The 17,863-nt window shown below is 61.2% G+C and carries 16 protein-coding genes and 1 riboswitch; of the genes, 7 read left to right on the forward strand and 9 right to left on the reverse strand.

What is annotated here, in order from left to right:
• Positions 1-169: 169 nt before the first annotated feature.
• Positions 170-1,645, reverse strand: a complete 1,476-nt coding sequence (locus tag P9L99_12940) for an outer membrane protein transport protein (protein MDP8224262.1) — start codon at positions 1,643-1,645, stop codon at positions 170-172.
• A gap of 229 nt (positions 1,646-1,874) precedes the next feature.
• Here P9L99_12940 and P9L99_12945 point away from each other — a divergent pair, with 229 nt between their 5' ends.
• On the forward strand, positions 1,875-2,006 hold the full coding sequence (locus P9L99_12945; GenBank protein MDP8224263.1) for a hypothetical protein: 132 nt from the start codon (positions 1,875-1,877) through the stop codon (positions 2,004-2,006).
• Between the two features lie 9 nt (positions 2,007-2,015).
• Positions 2,016-2,273, forward strand: a complete 258-nt coding sequence (tatA, locus tag P9L99_12950) for a twin-arginine translocase TatA/TatE family subunit (protein MDP8224264.1) — start codon at positions 2,016-2,018, stop codon at positions 2,271-2,273.
• A gap of 178 nt (positions 2,274-2,451) precedes the next feature.
• Here the strand turns inward: tatA and glpK are convergent, their stop codons facing one another.
• The gene (gene glpK / locus P9L99_12955) at positions 2,452-3,930 is read right to left on the reverse strand and encodes a glycerol kinase GlpK (GenBank protein ID MDP8224265.1); all 1,479 of its coding nucleotides are present in this window, start codon (positions 3,928-3,930) and stop codon (positions 2,452-2,454) included.
• A gap of 117 nt (positions 3,931-4,047) precedes the next feature.
• Between glpK and P9L99_12960 the strand changes: the two genes are divergently transcribed.
• Positions 4,048-4,362: a DUF3467 domain-containing protein gene (locus P9L99_12960; protein ID MDP8224266.1), complete on the forward strand. Its 315-nt coding sequence runs from the start codon at positions 4,048-4,050 to the stop codon at positions 4,360-4,362.
• A gap of 270 nt (positions 4,363-4,632) precedes the next feature.
• Positions 4,633-5,328, forward strand: coding sequence for a hypothetical protein (locus tag P9L99_12965; GenBank protein ID MDP8224267.1), 696 nt, complete (start codon positions 4,633-4,635; stop codon positions 5,326-5,328).
• On the opposite strand, the gene P9L99_12970 is transcribed toward P9L99_12965, so the two are convergent.
• The 5 genes from P9L99_12970 to mazG all read right to left on the reverse strand — a co-directional run bounded on the left by P9L99_12970 (position 5,325) and on the right by mazG (position 10,020).
• Positions 5,325-5,498 (reverse strand): hypothetical protein, encoded by a 174-nt coding sequence (locus P9L99_12970; protein ID MDP8224268.1) that lies wholly within the window; start codon positions 5,496-5,498, stop codon positions 5,325-5,327. The genes P9L99_12965 and P9L99_12970 overlap by 4 nt on opposite strands.
• A gap of 62 nt (positions 5,499-5,560) precedes the next feature.
• Positions 5,561-6,580, reverse strand: coding sequence for a hypothetical protein (locus P9L99_12975; protein ID MDP8224269.1), 1,020 nt, complete (start codon positions 6,578-6,580; stop codon positions 5,561-5,563).
• Positions 6,581-6,620: 40 nt separating this feature from the next.
• The gene (locus tag P9L99_12980) at positions 6,621-8,561 is read right to left on the reverse strand and encodes a hypothetical protein (GenBank protein ID MDP8224270.1); all 1,941 of its coding nucleotides are present in this window, start codon (positions 8,559-8,561) and stop codon (positions 6,621-6,623) included.
• A gap of 90 nt (positions 8,562-8,651) precedes the next feature.
• Complete coding sequence (locus P9L99_12985) at positions 8,652-9,038, reverse strand: thioredoxin family protein (protein MDP8224271.1); 387 nt, start codon at positions 9,036-9,038, stop codon at positions 8,652-8,654.
• 199 nt (positions 9,039-9,237) lie between these two features.
• Complete coding sequence (gene mazG, locus P9L99_12990; protein MDP8224272.1) at positions 9,238-10,020, reverse strand: nucleoside triphosphate pyrophosphohydrolase; 783 nt, start codon at positions 10,018-10,020, stop codon at positions 9,238-9,240.
• Between the two features lie 215 nt (positions 10,021-10,235).
• A riboswitch (cobalamin riboswitch) is annotated at positions 10,236-10,426 on the forward strand.
• Positions 10,427-10,541: 115 nt separating this feature from the next.
• Between mazG and P9L99_12995 the strand changes: the two genes are divergently transcribed.
• From P9L99_12995 to P9L99_13005, 3 genes are all read left to right on the forward strand, one after another.
• Positions 10,542-11,951 (forward strand): Ig-like domain-containing protein, encoded by a 1,410-nt coding sequence (locus P9L99_12995; protein MDP8224273.1) that lies wholly within the window; start codon positions 10,542-10,544, stop codon positions 11,949-11,951.
• A gap of 116 nt (positions 11,952-12,067) precedes the next feature.
• Positions 12,068-14,152 carry a hypothetical protein gene (locus P9L99_13000; protein ID MDP8224274.1) on the forward strand — a complete coding sequence of 695 codons (2,085 nt, stop codon included), beginning with the start codon at positions 12,068-12,070 and terminating at the stop codon, positions 14,150-14,152.
• Entirely contained in the window at positions 14,149-15,216 is a 1,068-nt protein-coding gene (locus P9L99_13005) for an SGNH/GDSL hydrolase family protein (protein ID MDP8224275.1), read from the forward strand. The genes P9L99_13000 and P9L99_13005 overlap by 4 nt, the downstream gene beginning before the upstream one ends.
• A gap of 13 nt (positions 15,217-15,229) precedes the next feature.
• On the opposite strand, the gene P9L99_13010 is transcribed toward P9L99_13005, so the two are convergent.
• Both P9L99_13010 and P9L99_13015 read right to left on the reverse strand, forming a co-directional pair.
• Complete coding sequence (locus P9L99_13010; GenBank protein ID MDP8224276.1) at positions 15,230-16,381, reverse strand: hypothetical protein; 1,152 nt, start codon at positions 16,379-16,381, stop codon at positions 15,230-15,232.
• Positions 16,382-16,481: 100 nt separating this feature from the next.
• Entirely contained in the window at positions 16,482-17,810 is a 1,329-nt protein-coding gene (locus tag P9L99_13015; protein MDP8224277.1) for a serine hydrolase domain-containing protein, read from the reverse strand.
• Positions 17,811-17,863 lie beyond the last annotated feature (53 nt).

Below are 17,863 nucleotides of genomic sequence, written 5' to 3' on the forward strand. Positions count from 1 at the left end.
AGGCTCGCAAAGGCGGCGAAGACGCCGGTCGCGGTGACAACGACGTCGCAGGATGCACCCGGTTTTGGGTCCAGGCACCGCCTGGGGCTCGCAAAGGCGGCGAAGACGCCGGTCGCGGTGACAACGACGTCGCAGGATGCACGCGGTTTTAGCACCGGACCTTGTCCGGTTAGAACAGGAACGAGAAGGTCAACTGTGTGTTGTGCGACCCTTGGGTGAATGTGGCGCTGTTGTATTCGTCGGCCAGCATGTGGCTGCTGGGCGCTTCGGAGGTGTTGGGCACGCCGTATTCGTAGGCCGCGTTGGCCTCAAAGATACCGTAACGATAGCCGATGCCGCCGGTTACGTGGTGCTCCAGCAGACCGGGAAAAACCGGCAGGGCGCGGTCTTCGGGCACCGGGTTGTTGCTGTAGTTGTACCCGACGCGCAGCGACAGCGGTGTGATGACGTCGTACTGCAGGCCCGCAGCGGCGACCAATTGATCGCTCCACTTGGTTTCCAGCGGCAGTTTCTTTTGGTCGCTGCCCAGGATGAATGCCGCGTTGCGGTTGTTGGCGCGTTTCACGATGACCTTCACTTTATCCATCGTCTTGGACCAGTTGATCCACTTCGCGTCCAGCCCGATAAGCAGCGACGCAGTCGGGCGAATCGCCACGCCGAGTCCCGCCTGGCGGGGCCGGTTGAGTTCGACTCGGGAATCGTAGTTCGACTCGAGGTCGGGATCTTCGATGCCCCAGAACACGAACTGCGTCCGCGCCGCCTCGGCGGCCTGCTCGGGCGAAATGCCCTGCGTGGTGTAATAGTCGGCCAGGCGCTGCTGAGCGTCATCGAATTGAGGTTTGAAATCGACGCGGGCGTGGCCGCGGTATTCCATATTGATTTGCATCTGGTACATCAAGCCGACGTGCACGATCTCGTGCGGCATCCACAAGGCGCCGACGCGGGCGCCCACGCCGTAGGCCGAAGCTTCCTGCATCTTGAGTTTGAAGGTGACTTCGTCGTACTCGAGCCCGTGCTCTTCGTACGGGTCGCTTAAGATTTCGCCGAACTCGCGGTTGCTGGACGGGTTGGCGTCGCCGTGGAGCCATTCGGTCGGCCGCGTGTAGGGCATTTCGTAATTCATGCGCGCCAGCAGTAACTGTGGCGAGAGGGAAACCGCGATCGTCGGGTGCGGCGCCCAGGCTACGGCGCCGGCGAACTTGAGCGTTTCGATGCGTGAGAAGTAATGGAGATCGCTTCCCAGCAGCGCGTGGTCCATTTTGAAATTGGACGCGCCGGAGCCCCCGTCGGCCGAAACGCCGAAACCGACCGCGATGAAATCGGCGGGTTTGAAGCCGTAGGCAATATGCGGGGACGGGAGATAATCGGCTTGTCCGTCCACGTCATTCAAGTTGTTTTCGAAATGCTGCTGCGGAATGAGCAAGCCACTGCCGAAGTCAATGCGGTGGCCGGTGAGTTGAATCAACCCGGCGGGGTTGCTCCAAATCGCCATGGCGTCGGTGGCGATAGCCAGGTCCGCGCCGCCCATGCCGGCGCTGCGTGCTCCGACGGCTGTTTGTTCCAGGCCGTTGGCGGCCCAGGCAACACTGCCTGCACTAAGGAAGAACACAACGAAGACTACAAACAACAGAGAGTGGCGTTTCATCAAACATCCTTTCCAAACGACGACTGCCGAGTGTTCAACCAATGGCGGAGTCTGCCGGAAATCGCCGGGAAAACGTCGTTTGTTTATAAATGATTATGAAAACTGAATGCAAGTTCAAAATCGACGTCGTGTTTCGGCCCATTCTTCTCCCGGCACCTTTGCCGCGCTCGTTGCCAGCGGTACTAAGTTATGCTAAACGGAATCGGCGGACAATCAAAGGAGTGCATAAATGCTGGAAACGTGGCGAAAGTGGATCCCGGACGCGATGTTGGCGCTATTGTTCGCTTACGTCGTGTTTTTGGGCTTCGCCACCTTGGATGAACTGATGGGATGGCAGATCGTCACTCCGTATTTCAAGTAGGAGAGACTCATGTTTTTCGGCGGACTCGGCCCCTGGGAGTTGATCATTATCCTGGTGATCGTCTTGATCATCTTTGGTGTCGGCAAGCTTCCGGAAGTAGGCCGCGGGCTCGGAAAAGGTATCCGCGAGTTCAAGGAAGCGACCAAAGACGGCATCCTGACCGACGGCGACAAGCCTGAAGACGAGAAGAAAGAAACCCCGGCCGAAGTCAAGGTCGAGGCCAAAGTCGAGGCCAAAGTCGAGACCAAAGAAGAACCAAAAGAATAAACGCGTTCTCGCGTGTTCGTTGCGGCGGCGGCCCCTCGGGTCGCCGTTTGCCGTTTAATCGCATGCTGACGTTGCGGCAGGCAAAAGTAGGAAAGTCGTCGAACGCACATCGGCCCTCGTCGTTGCACTTGTTATTCAGTACATCGGTAACCAAACGAACCGAACTTGAGTTCCGCGATTAGACGCGGCCGAGCGCCTCGTTCCACAACCGGAGGTGCTCGTCGATTTTCTCCGCCGGCATCTGCGGCGTGAAACGGCGATCTTCGCGCCACCGCTCGGTGACTTCGCTCTTGTCTTTCCAAACGCCGACGGCTAATCCGGCCAGTAGCGCCGAGCCCAGCGCGGTGGTTTCCACCATCGTCGGACGACTGATGTCGCAGCCCAGCACGTCGGCTTGGAATTGCATCAACAAGTTGTTCGCCGAAGCGCCGCCGTCCACCCGCAGCAGTTCGAGCTTGCTGCCCGCGTCGGCTTCCATCGCTTTGAGCACGTCGAAGTTTTGCAGCGCAATCGCTTCCAACGTGGCCCGCGCCAGGTGCGCCCGCGTCGTACCGCGCGTGATGCCCCAGATCACGCCCTTGGCTTCGGCGTTCCAGTGCGGCGCGCCCAATCCCACCAGCGCCGGAACGAAGACCACGCCGCCGGTATCCTCGACTTGCGCGGCAAGCGTTTCGATATCCGAGCTGCGTTCGACGAGCTTCATGCCGTCGCGCAACCACTGCACGGCCGCCCCGCTGATGAAGCACGACCCTTCGAGCGCATACACCACATCGTCGCCAAGCTTCCAGCCGACCGTCGTCAGCAGGCGGTTGGTGCTGGGAACCGGCTGCGAGCCGGTGTTCCACAACATGAACGAGCCCGTGCCGTACGTGCACTTGACCATGCCCGGCTCAAAGCACGCCTGGCCGAACAGCGCGGCCTGCTGGTCGCCCGCCATCCCCGCCACCGGGATGCCGTCGGGCAGAAAGTCGAGGCCCTTGGTGACGCCGTACTGTTCGCTGTTGCTGCGAATGTCCGGCAGCACCGAGGCCGGCACTTCCAGAATATCGAGCAGTTCCTCGTCCCAGGCCAACTCGTGGATGTTCATCAACAACGTCCGGCTGCCGTTGGACACGTCGGTGACGTGCGCGTCGCCGCCGGTCAGCCTCCAGGTGAGGAAGGTATCGATGGTGCCGATGGCCGCGTCGCCTTTTTGCGCCGCGGCGGCGAATTCGTCGACGTTTTGCAGCAGCCACGCCACCTTGGTTCCCGAAAAATACGGGTCCAGCAGCAACCCGGTCGATTGCTGGAAAATGTCTTCCAGACCGCGCTCTTTCATGGCTCGGCACATATCAGCGGTGCGCCGATCCTGCCACACGATTGCGTTGTGATAGGGCGCGCCGGTGTGGCGGTTCCACGCCACGACGGTTTCCCGCTGGTTGGCGATGCCGATGGCCGCGACGCGCTCGGGCCCCACCTGCGCCTTGGCCAGCACTTCGGTGATCGTGAGTCCCACGGTGGCCCAAATTTCCTCGGCGTCGTGTTCGACCCAGCCCGGTTTGGGAAAGTGTTGTGGAAACTCCACGTAGCCCTTGCTCACGACTCGAAGTTCCGGATCGATGATCAAAACGGTCGTCCCGGTTGTTCCCTGATCGATGGCCAATACGAGATCACGCATGGGGTCGCTCCTTGTCCGGAAGTTGAACGCGACTCGTTGTATCACCCCCCGCCAAGGCCTTCAAGCGGTTGACACTCGGCGTCCGGACGCGCATTCTGACCGCCCAAGGAGGCCACGATGAACGAAGCCAAACCGCCGAAAAAAGCGATTAAACTGGAAATCAAAGTCGACGAAACCGTGGGTGCGGGCACCTATGCCAACCTGGCGATCGTCAATAGTTCCGATTCGGAATTTGTGATGGATTTCGCGTTCATCCAGCCCGGGCGACCCAAGGCGAAAGTCGCCACCCGCATTATCATATCGCCGAAAAACGCCAAACGTATGTTGATGCTGCTTAACAAGCAAATCCAAGTCTACGAGAAGCGTTTCGGCGAAATCGATGTTCGCAGTCTGCCGCCTATGCCGACGCCGGACCCGATCGACGTCAATTGAGCGGCGATGAATCGCAGTGATGGCCGTCTCTTCATCCCGCAGTCGAATTTGGTGAAGACCGACGCAATCGCCCCTTGCCGGAAGGGGCAAGAAACGGTAAAAGGACCGAAAGCATTTGCCTGAAGAGGAGTGGGCGGGTGCTCGTCGCCGATTGGCCGCGGGCGAGGAGAAGACGTCACGTGGAGTCCCGGCGATCGGCTCGATAGGTTGTAATTGTTCTCGTTCGGTCCTGGTGGCAACGGCTTCCGGAACCAATTGTAGGAGGGACTGATGATCTTGTCTCGCAGGGGGAAAATGGCGTGCCTAGTGGCCGTGGCGTTTGCCGTGACACTGGTGATTGGTACGTTCACCGCAGCTTCGGCCGGCGACGCGGGGCACCACTTCGCGGTGCGCTTGGGCGGCACATTGTACAACGGCATGACGACGTTCAAACACAAGGACCTCGACTCCGAAATCGACATCAAGGTAGCGCCGTCACTGGTGACTTCGTTGATGCTCGGCGGGGGGATCGGTCCGGTCGTGTTGGGTGTGGAGGCGTTTCACACCACCACGTCTTGGAAAGAAGACGAGGATATGCCGGACGTCAGCGATTTCGCGTCGTTCGACCAAGGTTCGTTATCGGCCTGGGGCATCGGCCCGCATGTGCGCGTCTATTTCATGACCGATAAATGGCGTCCTTTCGTCGCGCTCTCCGGTACGTACAGCGAAGCCGTCCTGGAAGGCGAGTACAATTCGCTGGCCCAATCGGGTGTGACGGCCGACGACCTTGACCTTCCCTTCCTGGAATCGTTCAAGGCACACACGACATCGGTGGGCGGCGGCTTGTCAGCGGGCTTCATTTACAAGTTTGCCGACATGGCCGGCGTGGGCGCTCACGTGAAAACCGAATACTACATGCCGCTCAGCGACCATGAATTCACGTGGTTGCCGGTTTCCGGCGTGGGCGAGTTTACGCTGCTGTTCTAGTTTTCGTTGTATCGACCGGGCGGGTCGGCGACACAAGTCGCGACTCGCCCTTTTTGTATCCGCGCTAGGGCTATGACGGCGGCAAGCGCGATCACCGTAAACATGCCGAAGAAAAAAATGAACAGCCAAATGGAAAGCGCCCCCAGCAGTATCTTTTCCCCTCGACTCATCGCATTCGCCTCTACGATACAAGTCGCCGAAAACACCGCCCATAGAGTAGCGTCACCTTCGCTTATTTTTCGTAAGGCGATTTCATCCCGTCGGGCTGCCGCTTGTAGCGCCGGTGCAGCCACAGCCATTGTTCGGGGTGCTCGCGAATCACCTTCTCGATGACCGCCGCGTAGTTACGCAGATTGATTTTCAGTTCCTCTTCCTCGTCCTCCGGATGCGACACCCAGGGGATAATCTCGGAAATCTCCAGGTGGAATTTCCCCGGCGCCTTGCGTATCGCCCACCCGGCCAGCACCGTCACGCCGGTTTTCTTCACCATGTAAGGCAGCGAACGCAAAGTCGAAGCGACGTGGCCCATCCAATCGACAAACATGCCCTGACTTTTTCTCATGTTCTGGTCGATCGCGCTGATCACGCCCTCGCCCTGCTCAACGCCCCACATAATGCGGTCCATCGATTTGGCGGCGGGGATCGTGCCCAAAAGCATGCCGACCCGGGCGTCGACCAACATCTTGTCGCTAACCGGATCCGACTGCTTTTTGGCGATCAAGGCGATCGGATAGCCCGCCCAGCCCACGCGCCCGGCCGCGAACTCCCATACGCCGATATGGGCGCCGACAAACATCATGCCCTTGCCCATGTTGTAGGCTTCGCGCAGGCGGTCGAGGCCGTCGGTCGTAAAATCTTCCAACCAGAATTTCTCGTCCAATGCCGGCGCGCGCAAATAAGCGGCGACGTTCCGGCCGACGTTCTTCACCGACTCCTTGAGAATCGCCAACTTCTCTTCCCGCGTCTTGGTGTCGCCGAAGGCGATGTCCAGGTTCGTCATGGCCACGTGACGGCGAATGCGCAACGCGTAGATCAGCCAACCGATTCCGCCGCCGATCTTGTCGGCCGCGTTCCACGACAGCTTCTGAAAAAACCAGGAAAACGCTGCCACGAACGCCCGCATCACGTAGTGCCCTTTCACCTCGAGGTGCCGCGTGTTGTCGGCGACGTACTGCCGAATCTCGTCCAGTGACCACGGAAACGGACCGCCCCACTTCCCTTGCTTCTTGTTTTCACTTTCCGGATAAGACAATGCGACTCCCTTCACATGGCCGGCGCTGCCGGTTCCGCATTCAGTGCGGCAAATCAGTGTCGTCGAAATTGATGTCGCCCGCGTTGTGCAACGCCTGGTAGCGTTCGTCAAACGCGGTGGCCCAATCCTCGCGGTTGGCGGCCCGGCTGACGATCAACCCGAAGGGCAGCAGATAGTTTTCGAGCGCGACGTGCGCCGGCTCGATTTTGGCGTAGTCGCCCTGATAACTGTTGAAGAAACGCTGCGGCGTCTCCACCGGATTGAGCACCGGGTCGAACACCTCTTGGGCGATCGCCAGGTATTGCGGGCTGATGATCTGCCCGTACTTGCGGTAAAACGCCGCGATAACCCGCCGCCACAAACGCCGCTGCCCCGCGTCTTCCAAATCGATCAACTCCGGCGGCCACAAAAACAGCCAGTCGGCCATGGACACGTCGCTGAGGTAAAACGCCGTCAGGTACTGGTTGAGCGCCGTCAGGCTCGTATGCGCCGGCTCAAAAAGCATGGCGCTGATTTCCACAATCCCCAACGCGCGGCCGAAGGCAAACAGCGCATGCCCCAAATCGTGAAGGGCGTCGAACTGATGGAAGGTCTGGCCGGTCATCTCTTCCAAGCCGCCGTGCGCAAAATACACCATGAAGCTCAGATTCGGCGGATTCGCGCACGAACCCTCAAACAGGGCGTAGAACATATACTCGATGCCCCACTCCGGATGCAGATTCGACTGCCCAAAGAGGTAGTCGGTGATCATCGTCGTGTGTTCCACCACGTCCTCAAGCAATTCCTGCTCGGCCGCCGTACGGTCGTCGATCGCCGTCAACGCCTCCCACAACACGCGATACCCCAGCAACGCGCCGTAATACTGGTCGCGGCTCACGTTCTTGCGCTCACGGCCGGTATAGAGATCGACCACCGAATTGTTGTGGTGAAAGACGAACTGCCCCCCGACGAACTCGATTTCCATCAGGTTTTGCTCGTCCTCGTAGTAAAGCTGACGAGTCTTCGTGCCGCGCGTGATGCGGCCGTCCGGATCCTCCAACGCCAGCGGGTCGGGATCGTCGCGCGTGATGCGGTCGTAGTGCCGAAACGCCGCCGACATCGCCTGCAGGCGGCCCAGCGTACGCGGATCGCGGGTCACTTCGTACAGCGCCGCCAGCGCCGCCATGTTGTTGCCGGTAAACAGGGCGCAGTCTTCTTCTTTGTACCCGGCCTCCCACGACCACCACTCGTCGATGTAATGGTTGCCGCCGCCCCAGTCCGGGTTTTGCCACATGGTGTACTTGGTCGCCATGAGCTTCTCGTTCCAGGACAACCCTTCGTCGTCCCACACATCACGGGCGACAAACTGCCAATCGTGGGCTTGATCGATGCCCGCGGCCCCGGCCTCCTCGTCGATGAAACTCGCGCGGCCCGAATCGGCGAACACCCACTGGTAGTCGGCGTCGTCATACAACGCGCCCATGATTTCCATCCAGTGGTAGAACAACCAGAAACGGTCGACGACCGTGTCGCTCACATCCGGCGCAAAATAGTACGGTTCGAGGCCCACCGGCACGCCGTCCAACTTCCAATAGGGCGGCCGGTATTTCCGCGACCCCTCTCCCAAAAGCTTGGCGTGGTGGAGCAGCTCGCGAATCGTTTCGCCCTGCGGCCCAAGATCGCGCCCCTCGAGCGCCGCCAGCGCTTCGGTCGCCCGCGCCTCCAGACGCGGCCCGATGCGATGCAGAACCGGCGCGATACGGCGGTGCTTGGCAATCGCCGGGCGCTCCATGTCGTCGATGACGGCCTCGATGTCGGCCGCCGCCTGACGGATCGGTCCGCGAAATTCCGCGTCCAGAACCTGCTCGATTTGCGCTACATCCTTCGCCGCCGCCAATTTCGTGGAAAGCGAGGCGTCCTCGCCGACGGGGTCTTCCAGCGGGGTGTCGCAGGCGACGACGAGGGAAATCAGCACGACAAAAAGGGTTGCGAATTGACGCATGGCGATACCTCCCGGGCCGCACCGAGTGTAACGCGCCCGGCCCTTCATCGCCAAGGGGGAGAAGCGCGGCGGGGGGGGGAAGGCTTTGGTCTAGTCGGTGGCGGGGGGTAGGCCGAAACGCGTGGCGATCACCGCTTCCAGATGATCCTCCGGGCGGAAACCGCCGACCAGTTCCACGAGCTTGCCGCGGTGGAAAAAGGCCGTGGCGGGTACGCCGCGTAGGCCCAGGGCGCCCGCGATTGCCGGCACCTCTCCCGCGTTGGCATGCAGGCCCACGATGCGGTCTCGATGCCGCCCGAGCACGCTGCGCACGTTGTGGGCCATTTTGCGGCAATAGGGGCAGGTGTTGCTCCACAAAAACAGCATAACGGGCTTGTCGATGGCCGCCAATTGCGCCTTGAAGTCGGCGTCGGTGATCTGCTCAAACGACACGTCCGACTCCGTGTCGCCGCCGAATAGTTTTTTCCAGATGCCCATGTTCGCATCCCGTTTGGGTGATTCGTTCGCGCCTTCTGCCGTCCAATATAACCATCGTAACGCGCCGGATCGCCAGGGGCACGGCTGCACCATAATTGTGCAATTTGTGCTAACGCAGCGAAAAACATTGCAGAGGTCGCGCCGTGCGCTTGCTTATCCACAGACTTTTCCCCTGCTTCTGTGGATGAGTGAACAACCGTTAGCCGATTTGCTTCTTGGCTTCCTGCCACAGGCGTTCGAGTTCGTCGATGCTTTTGCCCGCGAACGACTCCCCCCGATCCAGCAAGCCTTGCTCGACCAGCGCGAAGCGTTCGATAAACCGACTCGTGGCGCGCCGCGTGGCGTCTTCGGCGCTGATATCCAAGTGCCGGCCGAGATTGACCAGCGCGAAAATCATGTCGCCCAGTTCATGCTCGATGGCCTCACGGTCGCCGCCGGCCATGGCCTCGGCCAGTTCCTGCTTTTCCTCTTCGACTTTCTCCCAGACTTGCGCGGTGTTTTCCCAGTCGAAGCCGGTCTTGGCGGCGCGTTCACTGATGCGGTGGGCGCGCAAGATCGCCGGCAGCGCGGCGGGCACCTTGGCGATGACGCCGGCGGTCGATTCGCTTTTCTTTTCCTGTTTCTTGATCTCGGACCACTGCGCCACGACTTCGGCGGCGCTCTCCAGTTTTTCCTCGCCGAAAATATGGGGGTGGCGGCGCACCATTTTTTCGCCCAGCAGTTGCAGAACGTCGTCGATGGAAAAGAGCCCTTCCTGCTCGGCCATGCGGGCCAAAAAGAGGATTTCCCACAGGGTGTCGCCAAGCTCTTCGGCGAACTCGGGCCAATCGTGGCGGTCGGCGGCGTCCAGGGCCTCGTAGGCTTCTTCCAAGAAGTATTTCAGGACCGAATCGATGGTCTGTTCGTTATCCCAGGGGCAGCCGTCCGGGCTGCGCAGGCGGCGCACGATCGCCACGCATTCGTCGAAGGTGTACTTGCTCACCGCGGCCTCCTTTGTTGCGCGGTTTCTACCGCAGGGGCGTGTTGAAGACAAGGGACCGGTAAACCAAGCGCCTCAAAAAGTTGGGGTCTGTCCCCATGTTTTTCTCGTAACTATTTGATTTATTGGAAAACACCCTTGGTGCCTGGCCCCAACTCTTGACAAAAAACCGGTGTCTGGTCGCCTCTGGCGTCGGCTTAGCGGTAGCTTGAAACGACCGCAACGGCGTGATACACGATGTTCTCGTAGCACGACGCGTATGAGGGAAGCCGGTGAAAAGCCGGCACGGCCCCGCCACTGTAAGGGGCGAGTTTCCCGCCACGATGTCACTGGGCCTTTAGCCTGGGAAGACGGCGGGACGCGCTCGCAGCCCCGAGTCAGGAAACCTAGCGTGTCGACTTTCGGCCTACCGGCTCTTCGAGGGAGAGAGCCAGGTCCCGGCAAGGCTTCCGCCGCGCCGCCCTGACCCATCCTCCAAACCCGGTCGGCCCATCGTTCAACTGCCAAAACAAAAGGAGAACATTATGAACAAGCAGTTGGATCGTTGGGTACGCCTGATCGCCTTGCTTGTGCTGCTGGCGATCATGTTCGCGCCCGTAATCGGATGTGACGAAAACGATGAAAACGACACATCTGGTGACGACGACGACACACTTGACGACGCCGATGATGACACAATCGATGATGACGACGACACAACCGGTGACGACGACACTGCGGCCGTCGTTGTCGAACTGGTCCCCGACTCCGAAATGCTGCCGGTGGGCGCGAGTGAAAACTTCGTGGCCTTGGTGACCTATCCGGACGATACCACCGCCCAGAATCCCGCCGAGATCGTCTGGACCACGGCCGATGAAACCGTCGCCACAGTCGCCGGCGGATCGGTTACCGGCGTCGGCTCCGGCGTCACCACGCTGGTCGCCACGCTGGGCGATGCCGAAGCCAGCGCACCGGTTTACGTGGCGCCCGACGTCTTCGCCTTCGACCTGTTCACCGGCACGATCGACACCATCGACCGCATCGCACAAACCTTCACCGTCGACGCCTTCGCCGCCGGCGCGTACGCCGCGGTGCCCAACCGCATCTTCGCCCTCGAAGGCATACTGTACGTGACCGATTCGGGCGATTTCGGCGCCGGTATCGTGGGTGAGGAGAAACTGGTTGCCATCGATGCCGTGGACGGCGCCGCGACGACCGTCACGCTCGATATGGATTCCCCGTGGGCGACGACCGCCTACGACGGCATGTTCTATACGGCGGGCAACTTGAGTGACCAACTCGCGCTGATCACGTCCACCGGCACGGTGAATTACGTCGATCTTCCCGCCGGTTGCGTCCCCGTCGATCTCGTCGGCGCGGCGGGTAAAATCTACGTTAGCTGCTCGGGTTTCGACGGCGCGAGTTACGGCGATTTCGTGGCGGTTTACGATTTGGCCACCGAAAGCGTCACCGAAATCACGCTGGCGGCCGGGCAAAACCCAGGGGCGATCGTGGCGACCTGGGACGAGGCGAACGTGTACGTCGTGGCTACCGGGAACTACGTCGACGTGCTGGGCGCGGTGAACAAAATCGACACCGCCGCCGACACCGTCGTGTCCAGCTTCGACCTGGGAACTTCGCCCGGCGGGGCGGCGCTTTCGTGGTTCAACGACGTGTTGTTCGTATTGGACGGCGTGAACATGTACGCCATCGACACCGCCGACGGCGACGCCATACTGCGCGGCCCGGACGATCCGATCATCGTGGGTGACGAGGGTGCCTGGCTCTCGGCGATTCATGTCCACGATGACACCGCCAACGTGTACGTCGCCAACCAGAACTACACGAGTTTCGTCAATGAAATCGAGGTCTACGACGGCGATACCTTCGCCTTCCTGCAGAGCTACGACATCAGCGCCTCCGGCTCCTCGCCCGGCGGCATCGCTTCCTGGTAGCTAATCTTCGAACGACGCAGCGGGCCCGGCTTCGGCCGGGCCTTTTCATTTCACGCCGGCGGCTGCGGATCCGGGTGAGGTCTCGCGCCTGATTGTGCTACTCTTTACAATGAACCATGAACACGTCATCGACATCACATCGACCCAAGGCGGTTACCGAGCGGCCCGCGCTGTGGTGGGCGGCGTTGTTCGTCTTCGCAGTGCTCGTCATGGTGCGCGCGCTCGGCCCCCTGCCGACGCAACTCACCTTTCCGCGGTACGAGGACGTCGACGCCGGCAATATCACCAAGGATATTCTCGACGGCACACTGGTCACCGGCGTGCTCGAATACGCCAACGCCCCGGCGTATACGCTGGTCAAAGGATTCCTGGCGCTGCCTCTGTTCGCCCTCTTCGGCAAGACAAACCTTTGCCTGATCGCTTTGACCTTTCTGATTTGCCTCGCGGCGCTCGCGATCATCTTGGCGCTGATTCGACGGCACGACCGCCCGACCGCGGCCCTTTGGGCGATGCCCGCCTTGGTTCTCATGCCCGACCTCATGGCGGCCAATTTCGTCAATTTCGACGCCAACCACTTGGAGCAATTATTGTGGACGGCGATGCTGCTCGCGTTGCTGTGGGCTTATTGGCAAGACGCTCGTCGCTGGTGGGCACCGCTGCTCTTCGGCCTGGTGGCAGGCCTGGCGTTGTTCAGCATCCTGTCAAACCTTGTGACCCTCGCCGTGCTCGCCGTCTTGGCGTTGGCCCTACTGGATAAACGGCGCGTCTTCCTATTCACGTGCTTCGCCGCTCCCGGCCTGGCGTTGTTCCTGTTGTTGCGGCTCGGCGTCGAGCGAAGCGCGTACGGGTTCCTGCCCGGCGACGTCGGCGGCTTGTTGACGAGGTTGACCACGACCGTCACGCAGGGTTTGCCCGCCGTCTTCGGCCGCGTGCCGACGCAACCGATCGCCGTGGCAGTGACTGTCGTTCTGGCCTTGTTTTGGCTGGCGCTGGCGGTGTTGCGCGGCCGCGACATACTGACCGCGCTCGGCAATCTCATTCGGCTGAAGCCCAAACCCATCGAAGCGTCAACGGCGATCGACCTGTTCCTGTTGCTTTTCGTGCCCGCCTGGCTTGCCGCCGGCGCCGTGCACGCCTGGGGCGTCGATTCCGCCAATGCCCGTTACCTGGTCCAAGCCGGTGTGGCATTGCTGATTATTCCGGGGCGGGTTGTGGCCCGCACGCGCTGGGCGGCGTTGGCGCTGGTTGTGCTGCTCGGCTTGCAGTTGGCGTCGATTCAAACCCGGCCCAGCGTGGCTGCATTCAACACGCCGGAGTTTCGGTCGTCCACACTTTTCGACGCGCGGGGCGTGCGCGGCTACTTTTACCCGCTGTACACCAAACGGGGCCTGGCCGCGCATATCGTGAGCGCCCACACGCCCGAGGAGAAATTGGCGGTGCTGCAGCGGGTTCCGGATCCGTGGAAAACCTGGGCGCTGCGCGACGCGGCCCATCGCGCCGCATTCGACGGTTACGAGCCGCTGGGCTTCGAATCCTTTGATCTGCCGCCCGCCTGGCAAACCGCTTGGCGCGAAGGCACGGCCGCCGGCGTTACCGAACGTGTCTTCGGATTTCGAAAAGGCGACGCCTGGCAGGTTCTGTCGGAAGTCGATCACTATCTCGGACGGTCGACCGCGACCGTCAACGGCCCCTCGGCGGCGGCGTATCAAGGGATGGGCTATGAATTAATGCGCAACGTTATCGGCCTGGGGTCTCCGGATGAGGCGATAGATTGGGCCGCGGGCGGGAGAACTTCGTCACGCTTCACCACCCACCTGGAGCGGGCCTCCTCCTTTATCGCCGCTTTGCCGCCGGACGGGCACGCTGCTCTGGCCATCGGCATGGGACGCTTCGTCGGCGAACGGCGCCTTGACGAATCGGTCTCCGCCGCACTGCTGGCCGCGTTTTTCACGGCGGCGGGCGGCCGCGTCGTCACAACGCCCTTTTACCGCGGCGTGGGTGTGGGACAGGCCGAGACGCAATTCACGCTGCGCCGTCAATGGACCGCACCCCTCGGGCACATGTGCGCCGATGTGCCGCCCGACGCGCAACGAGCTTGCGACGAAGCGATGCTTGACACCCTGGAGCGATACGGTTTCACGGTGTCGATCGAGGATACCCCGCCCGACCGATTCATTCGGCTGGAGGATGAGCCGCAATGAACGCCGCCGCCTACACGTTCCTGCTTGTTGTGTTTTTTCTCGCGTGGTCGGCGCTTTTGTGGTTTCGCCGCCGCCTGCGTTTTGCCGAAATCCTTCTGACCGCCGCCACGCTCGGACTGCTGCTTTGGCTTTCGGCCGGGTTCGACTGGGGCGTGTTCGACGAGGACGCCTACCCGGTGCCGCCGCCCGATCAAACCTGGAACATCGCCGCGCACACCGACCTGCTCAACAACCAGGCCGGATTGAAATTCCGGACGTTCCGCGGCCGCACCGTACGGACCGAAAAGCGAGGCGCGACGCGGCTGGTCGCGCTGGGATCCTCCAGCACCTTCGGATCGGGTTTGCCCGCGCGCGTGCCCGCCTACCCCGCCCTGCTGGAGCAGATCCTGGCTCGATCGGGCGGACGCTCTTTCGAGGTCATCAACGCCGGACTGACCGGCCACCACTCGTTTCAGTTGATGATCTTGCTGACCGAGGTGCTCGCGCACACCCGCCCCGACCTCGTGTTGTTTTACTACGGAAAAAACGAGGGGACGGGCAATTCCGTCAAGCGTTACTACCAGCACGCGGCGGCGATCAAACAGGCCTCGAGTTGCCGGAACCCCGCCTGCCTACGTTGGGCGATCGCGCACGGCACCGCCCACCCGTGGCTTTTGCGCATCGGTACGGCGCTGGAGCGCCTCGGCGGCTACCGATGGCTACGCAACCGCATTCTATCCTGGCGGCAGCGTTATCCGGCGGGCGTCGAACCCGCCCCGCAGGACATGGAACTGCCGCCCAACAGCGACGAAATTCTTGACCGCATGGCGACGGCCGCGCAAGAACACGGGTTTCGCCTCGTGCTCGTGCCCGAATTGCGTCGGGAGGGTGGTCCGGTCAATGGGTCGTACGCGGCGCGGATGGAAAAGCACGCTGCCGTCGCGGGCGTGGAGTTCCTCGACATCAGTGGCGCATTCGGCGTGCACCCCGAGCTATTTCAAGACGACATCCATCCCACCGGCGCGGGCCACCAACACCTGGCCGAGGTGCTGGCCGCGGCGCTGGCCGCCAACGAGTGGCTATAACAGAGTCAATGGATCAAAGGTCCGCGACGAACTTCTTGAGGTAGGAGCCGAGGCGCGCAATGCTCACCGAGTCTTTGCTGCGCCCGGCGAAGGCATAATCGCCGATGGTTTCCAGACGCCGCCGAAGCAAGCGAATCGCGGCTTCCTCCTGCGGATTATCCACGCCCAGATCGCGCGCCAAGCGCACGTTGAGGTAGAGCATCACGTCGGCGTTACCGGCCAATTTGTCCAGGTTCCGGTTGATGTCCGAGCCCATGCGAGACTTGACCCGCACTTGGTAGGCGCTGATGTCGAACGCGATATGAAGCAGATTGAAACGCCGCTGATCAACAAAATGCTCGGCCATTTTCAGGCATTGAAACAGCACGTTGCCCGCCAGCAAGTCATCCAACGACTCGCCGGCGCGACAAAGTTCGCGGTAAGTGTGCAGCGTGTCGTATAGGTCGGGGTAGTCTATGCGCGTGCGGTTGCGCTCCGCGGTGCGGCGATGCAGGTACAGCAAATCCGCCAATTGCAGTTCCATCATCGCACCGGCGAGCTTCGGGGAAATCAGCAAATCGCGCATGGCCGGGGCGACGATGTTCCATTCCAGATCGGTCGCCAGGGTGTGAAATACGCGGTAGGTGCGCTCGTGGTCCAAGGGCACGTTGTCGTTGGTAACATCCAGCAGATACCGCACAAGCGTTTCGATCTTATCGTATTGCAGGTCCGTGTCCTCGGGCGGCAGAATCTCCCGCGCGTCGAGGCTGCTGTATTGCAGCGCGCCGAGGAAAAAGGCGAGCCGCCGGCCGACTACCGCCTCGCGATCGGACTTCAAATACACGTGGCCCTTGTAGAAATCGTTGGGCGTCAAGTCGAAGCGGGTCCCCTTGCGCGTCTCGTGCACGTCGACTTTGCCGACATAACAGTACAAGTCATTCGTGCAAATATAGTTGTCCAGCAACGTGAGGTTGGGCAGCGCGGCAGCGCCTTCCACGGAATACCGGTCGCGCAGCACGGGCAGGAAAAGATGGCTGTAATCGATCTTCCCGGAAGGCAGGTCGACGAAGTAGCCCCGAAGAGTGTGTTCGCCACATACCGGGCAAGTAGCCGATTTCTCACGGATGTGCGGCTTAGGGTCCACCGTGTCGGGCGGGCGGCTTTGGGGCTTGTCCGGCTCGCTCATGTTGACGCCTCACTCGCCTCGGTAATCCTTCACTCCATCATTTGCCCTTATTATGCACAGTTTCTTCGTTTTTTTCTGTACGTGTCAATGCACGACGATATCAATAGTTCATTGTCTCCGGATCATACAGTTGTCGGCCGATGCGTTCGGCGGCCCGAAACAGATGGAACATCGCCCCTTCGATGATCAGCCGTTCCCACAATCCGCCCCAGGCACCGTTGGCCAACAAGACCACGCCCACACCGTCCTCCGGCCGATAAAACATCTTGGAAGCCACGCCCATGCCGCCGCCTTGGTGACCGAAAACTTCCCGACCGTCGTACGCGCCGTAGTACCAAAGCAGGCCCTGGTGCGGCCATCGCTCCGGGTACGGGCGGCGCATGATTTCCGCCACCGCCTCGCGGGAAAGTACGCGCTCACCGTCGATTTCGCCGCCGCCGTGCATCATGATCATCACGCGGGCGAGTTCCGGCGCGGTCGTGCGCACGGTTCCGGCCGGGTAGTACGGCATACCGTAATGCCCCAGCGCCAGGTAACCCGCCGGGAAGAACTCGTACTCGTAGGGCATGGCGACCATAGCCGAGTCCAGGTCACGCAGCCGATAGCTCGAATCGGTCATGCCCAGCGGGCCGAAAACAAATCGCTTGCAATAGGCGGCGTACGGCGTGCCGGTGATTTCCTCCACCACGTACGCGGCCAACGAGGCCCCGATGTTGCTGTACTTCCAGCGACCACCGGGCGGATAATCCCAGAAGTGGTTTTCCTTGTAGAGTTCGCCGTCCTCGGTCAAATAGGCGCGCAGGAAACCGCCCAACGGGAGATCGCTGTCGCCGGGCCCGATCCATTCGCGCATCGTGTCTTCTTGATCGCGGATGCCTGCGGTGTGGGTCAGCAGGTGCCGCAAGGTAATCGTCATCTGGGGAAAGCGTGGATGGCGCACGGCAAACGGCAGGTATTGATTCACGTCCACGTCGAGGTCCACCAACCCGGCGTCCCACAACTGCATCACAGCGGTGGCGATGATGGTCTTGGACAGCGAGCCGACCAGAAACAAGGTCTCGTCGGTCACGGGCCACCCGTTGTCCAAGTCGGCGGTTCCCAAATGAGTCGCCCAGACAACGTGCCCGTCGCGCAATAATGCGGCCGCCAAGCCGGGTAAATGGGTCCGCTCCATGATGTCCAACAGATACTGGTCAAGCGCATACCCTTCACGACGCGAAGTGCCGACGCGGTCGGTCGGCTCATCGTCATCGTCATCGTCGTCGACATTGTCGGTGATATCGTCCGGCGCGAACGGGTCGTCGTCGTCGCCGGTAACGGGCGAGTTGTGGTTATCGTCGGGCGGGGCGCACGCCGCAAGGGCGATCAGTAACATCATGACCAACAGGCATGACAGCGTTGTCTTTTTCCGTTTTCTCAGTTGTCGCACTATGTCATCCCCGGTGTTTCGGTGAGCACGTATCTTAACCCGGCTCATCGCCC

Source organism: Candidatus Lernaella stagnicola, assembly GCA_030765525.1.
GTDB lineage: Bacteria > Lernaellota > Lernaellaia > Lernaellales > Lernaellaceae > Lernaella > Lernaella stagnicola.

Excerpts from the sequence above, each read along its gene's own strand:
- P9L99_12940 (MDP8224262.1), bottom strand. The coding sequence starts at position 1,645 with ATGAAACGCCACTCTCTGTTGTTTGTAGTCTTCGTTGTGTTCTTCCTT.
- P9L99_12945 (MDP8224263.1), top strand. The coding sequence starts at position 1,875 with ATGCTGGAAACGTGGCGAAAGTGGATCCCGGACGCGATGTTGGCGCTA.
- tatA (MDP8224264.1), top strand. The coding sequence starts at position 2,016 with ATGTTTTTCGGCGGACTCGGCCCCTGGGAGTTGATCATTATCCTGGTG.
- glpK (MDP8224265.1), bottom strand. The coding sequence starts at position 3,930 with ATGCGTGATCTCGTATTGGCCATCGATCAGGGAACAACCGGGACGACC.
- P9L99_12960 (MDP8224266.1), top strand. The coding sequence starts at position 4,048 with ATGAACGAAGCCAAACCGCCGAAAAAAGCGATTAAACTGGAAATCAAA.
- P9L99_12965 (MDP8224267.1), top strand. The coding sequence starts at position 4,633 with ATGATCTTGTCTCGCAGGGGGAAAATGGCGTGCCTAGTGGCCGTGGCG.
- P9L99_12970 (MDP8224268.1), bottom strand. The coding sequence starts at position 5,498 with ATGAGTCGAGGGGAAAAGATACTGCTGGGGGCGCTTTCCATTTGGCTG.
- P9L99_12980 (MDP8224270.1), bottom strand. The coding sequence starts at position 8,561 with ATGCGTCAATTCGCAACCCTTTTTGTCGTGCTGATTTCCCTCGTCGTC.
- P9L99_12985 (MDP8224271.1), bottom strand. The coding sequence starts at position 9,038 with ATGGGCATCTGGAAAAAACTATTCGGCGGCGACACGGAGTCGGACGTG.
- P9L99_12995 (MDP8224273.1), top strand. The coding sequence starts at position 10,542 with ATGAACAAGCAGTTGGATCGTTGGGTACGCCTGATCGCCTTGCTTGTG.
- P9L99_13000 (MDP8224274.1), top strand. The coding sequence starts at position 12,068 with ATGAACACGTCATCGACATCACATCGACCCAAGGCGGTTACCGAGCGG.
- P9L99_13005 (MDP8224275.1), top strand. The coding sequence starts at position 14,149 with ATGAACGCCGCCGCCTACACGTTCCTGCTTGTTGTGTTTTTTCTCGCG.
- P9L99_13010 (MDP8224276.1), bottom strand. The coding sequence starts at position 16,381 with ATGAGCGAGCCGGACAAGCCCCAAAGCCGCCCGCCCGACACGGTGGAC.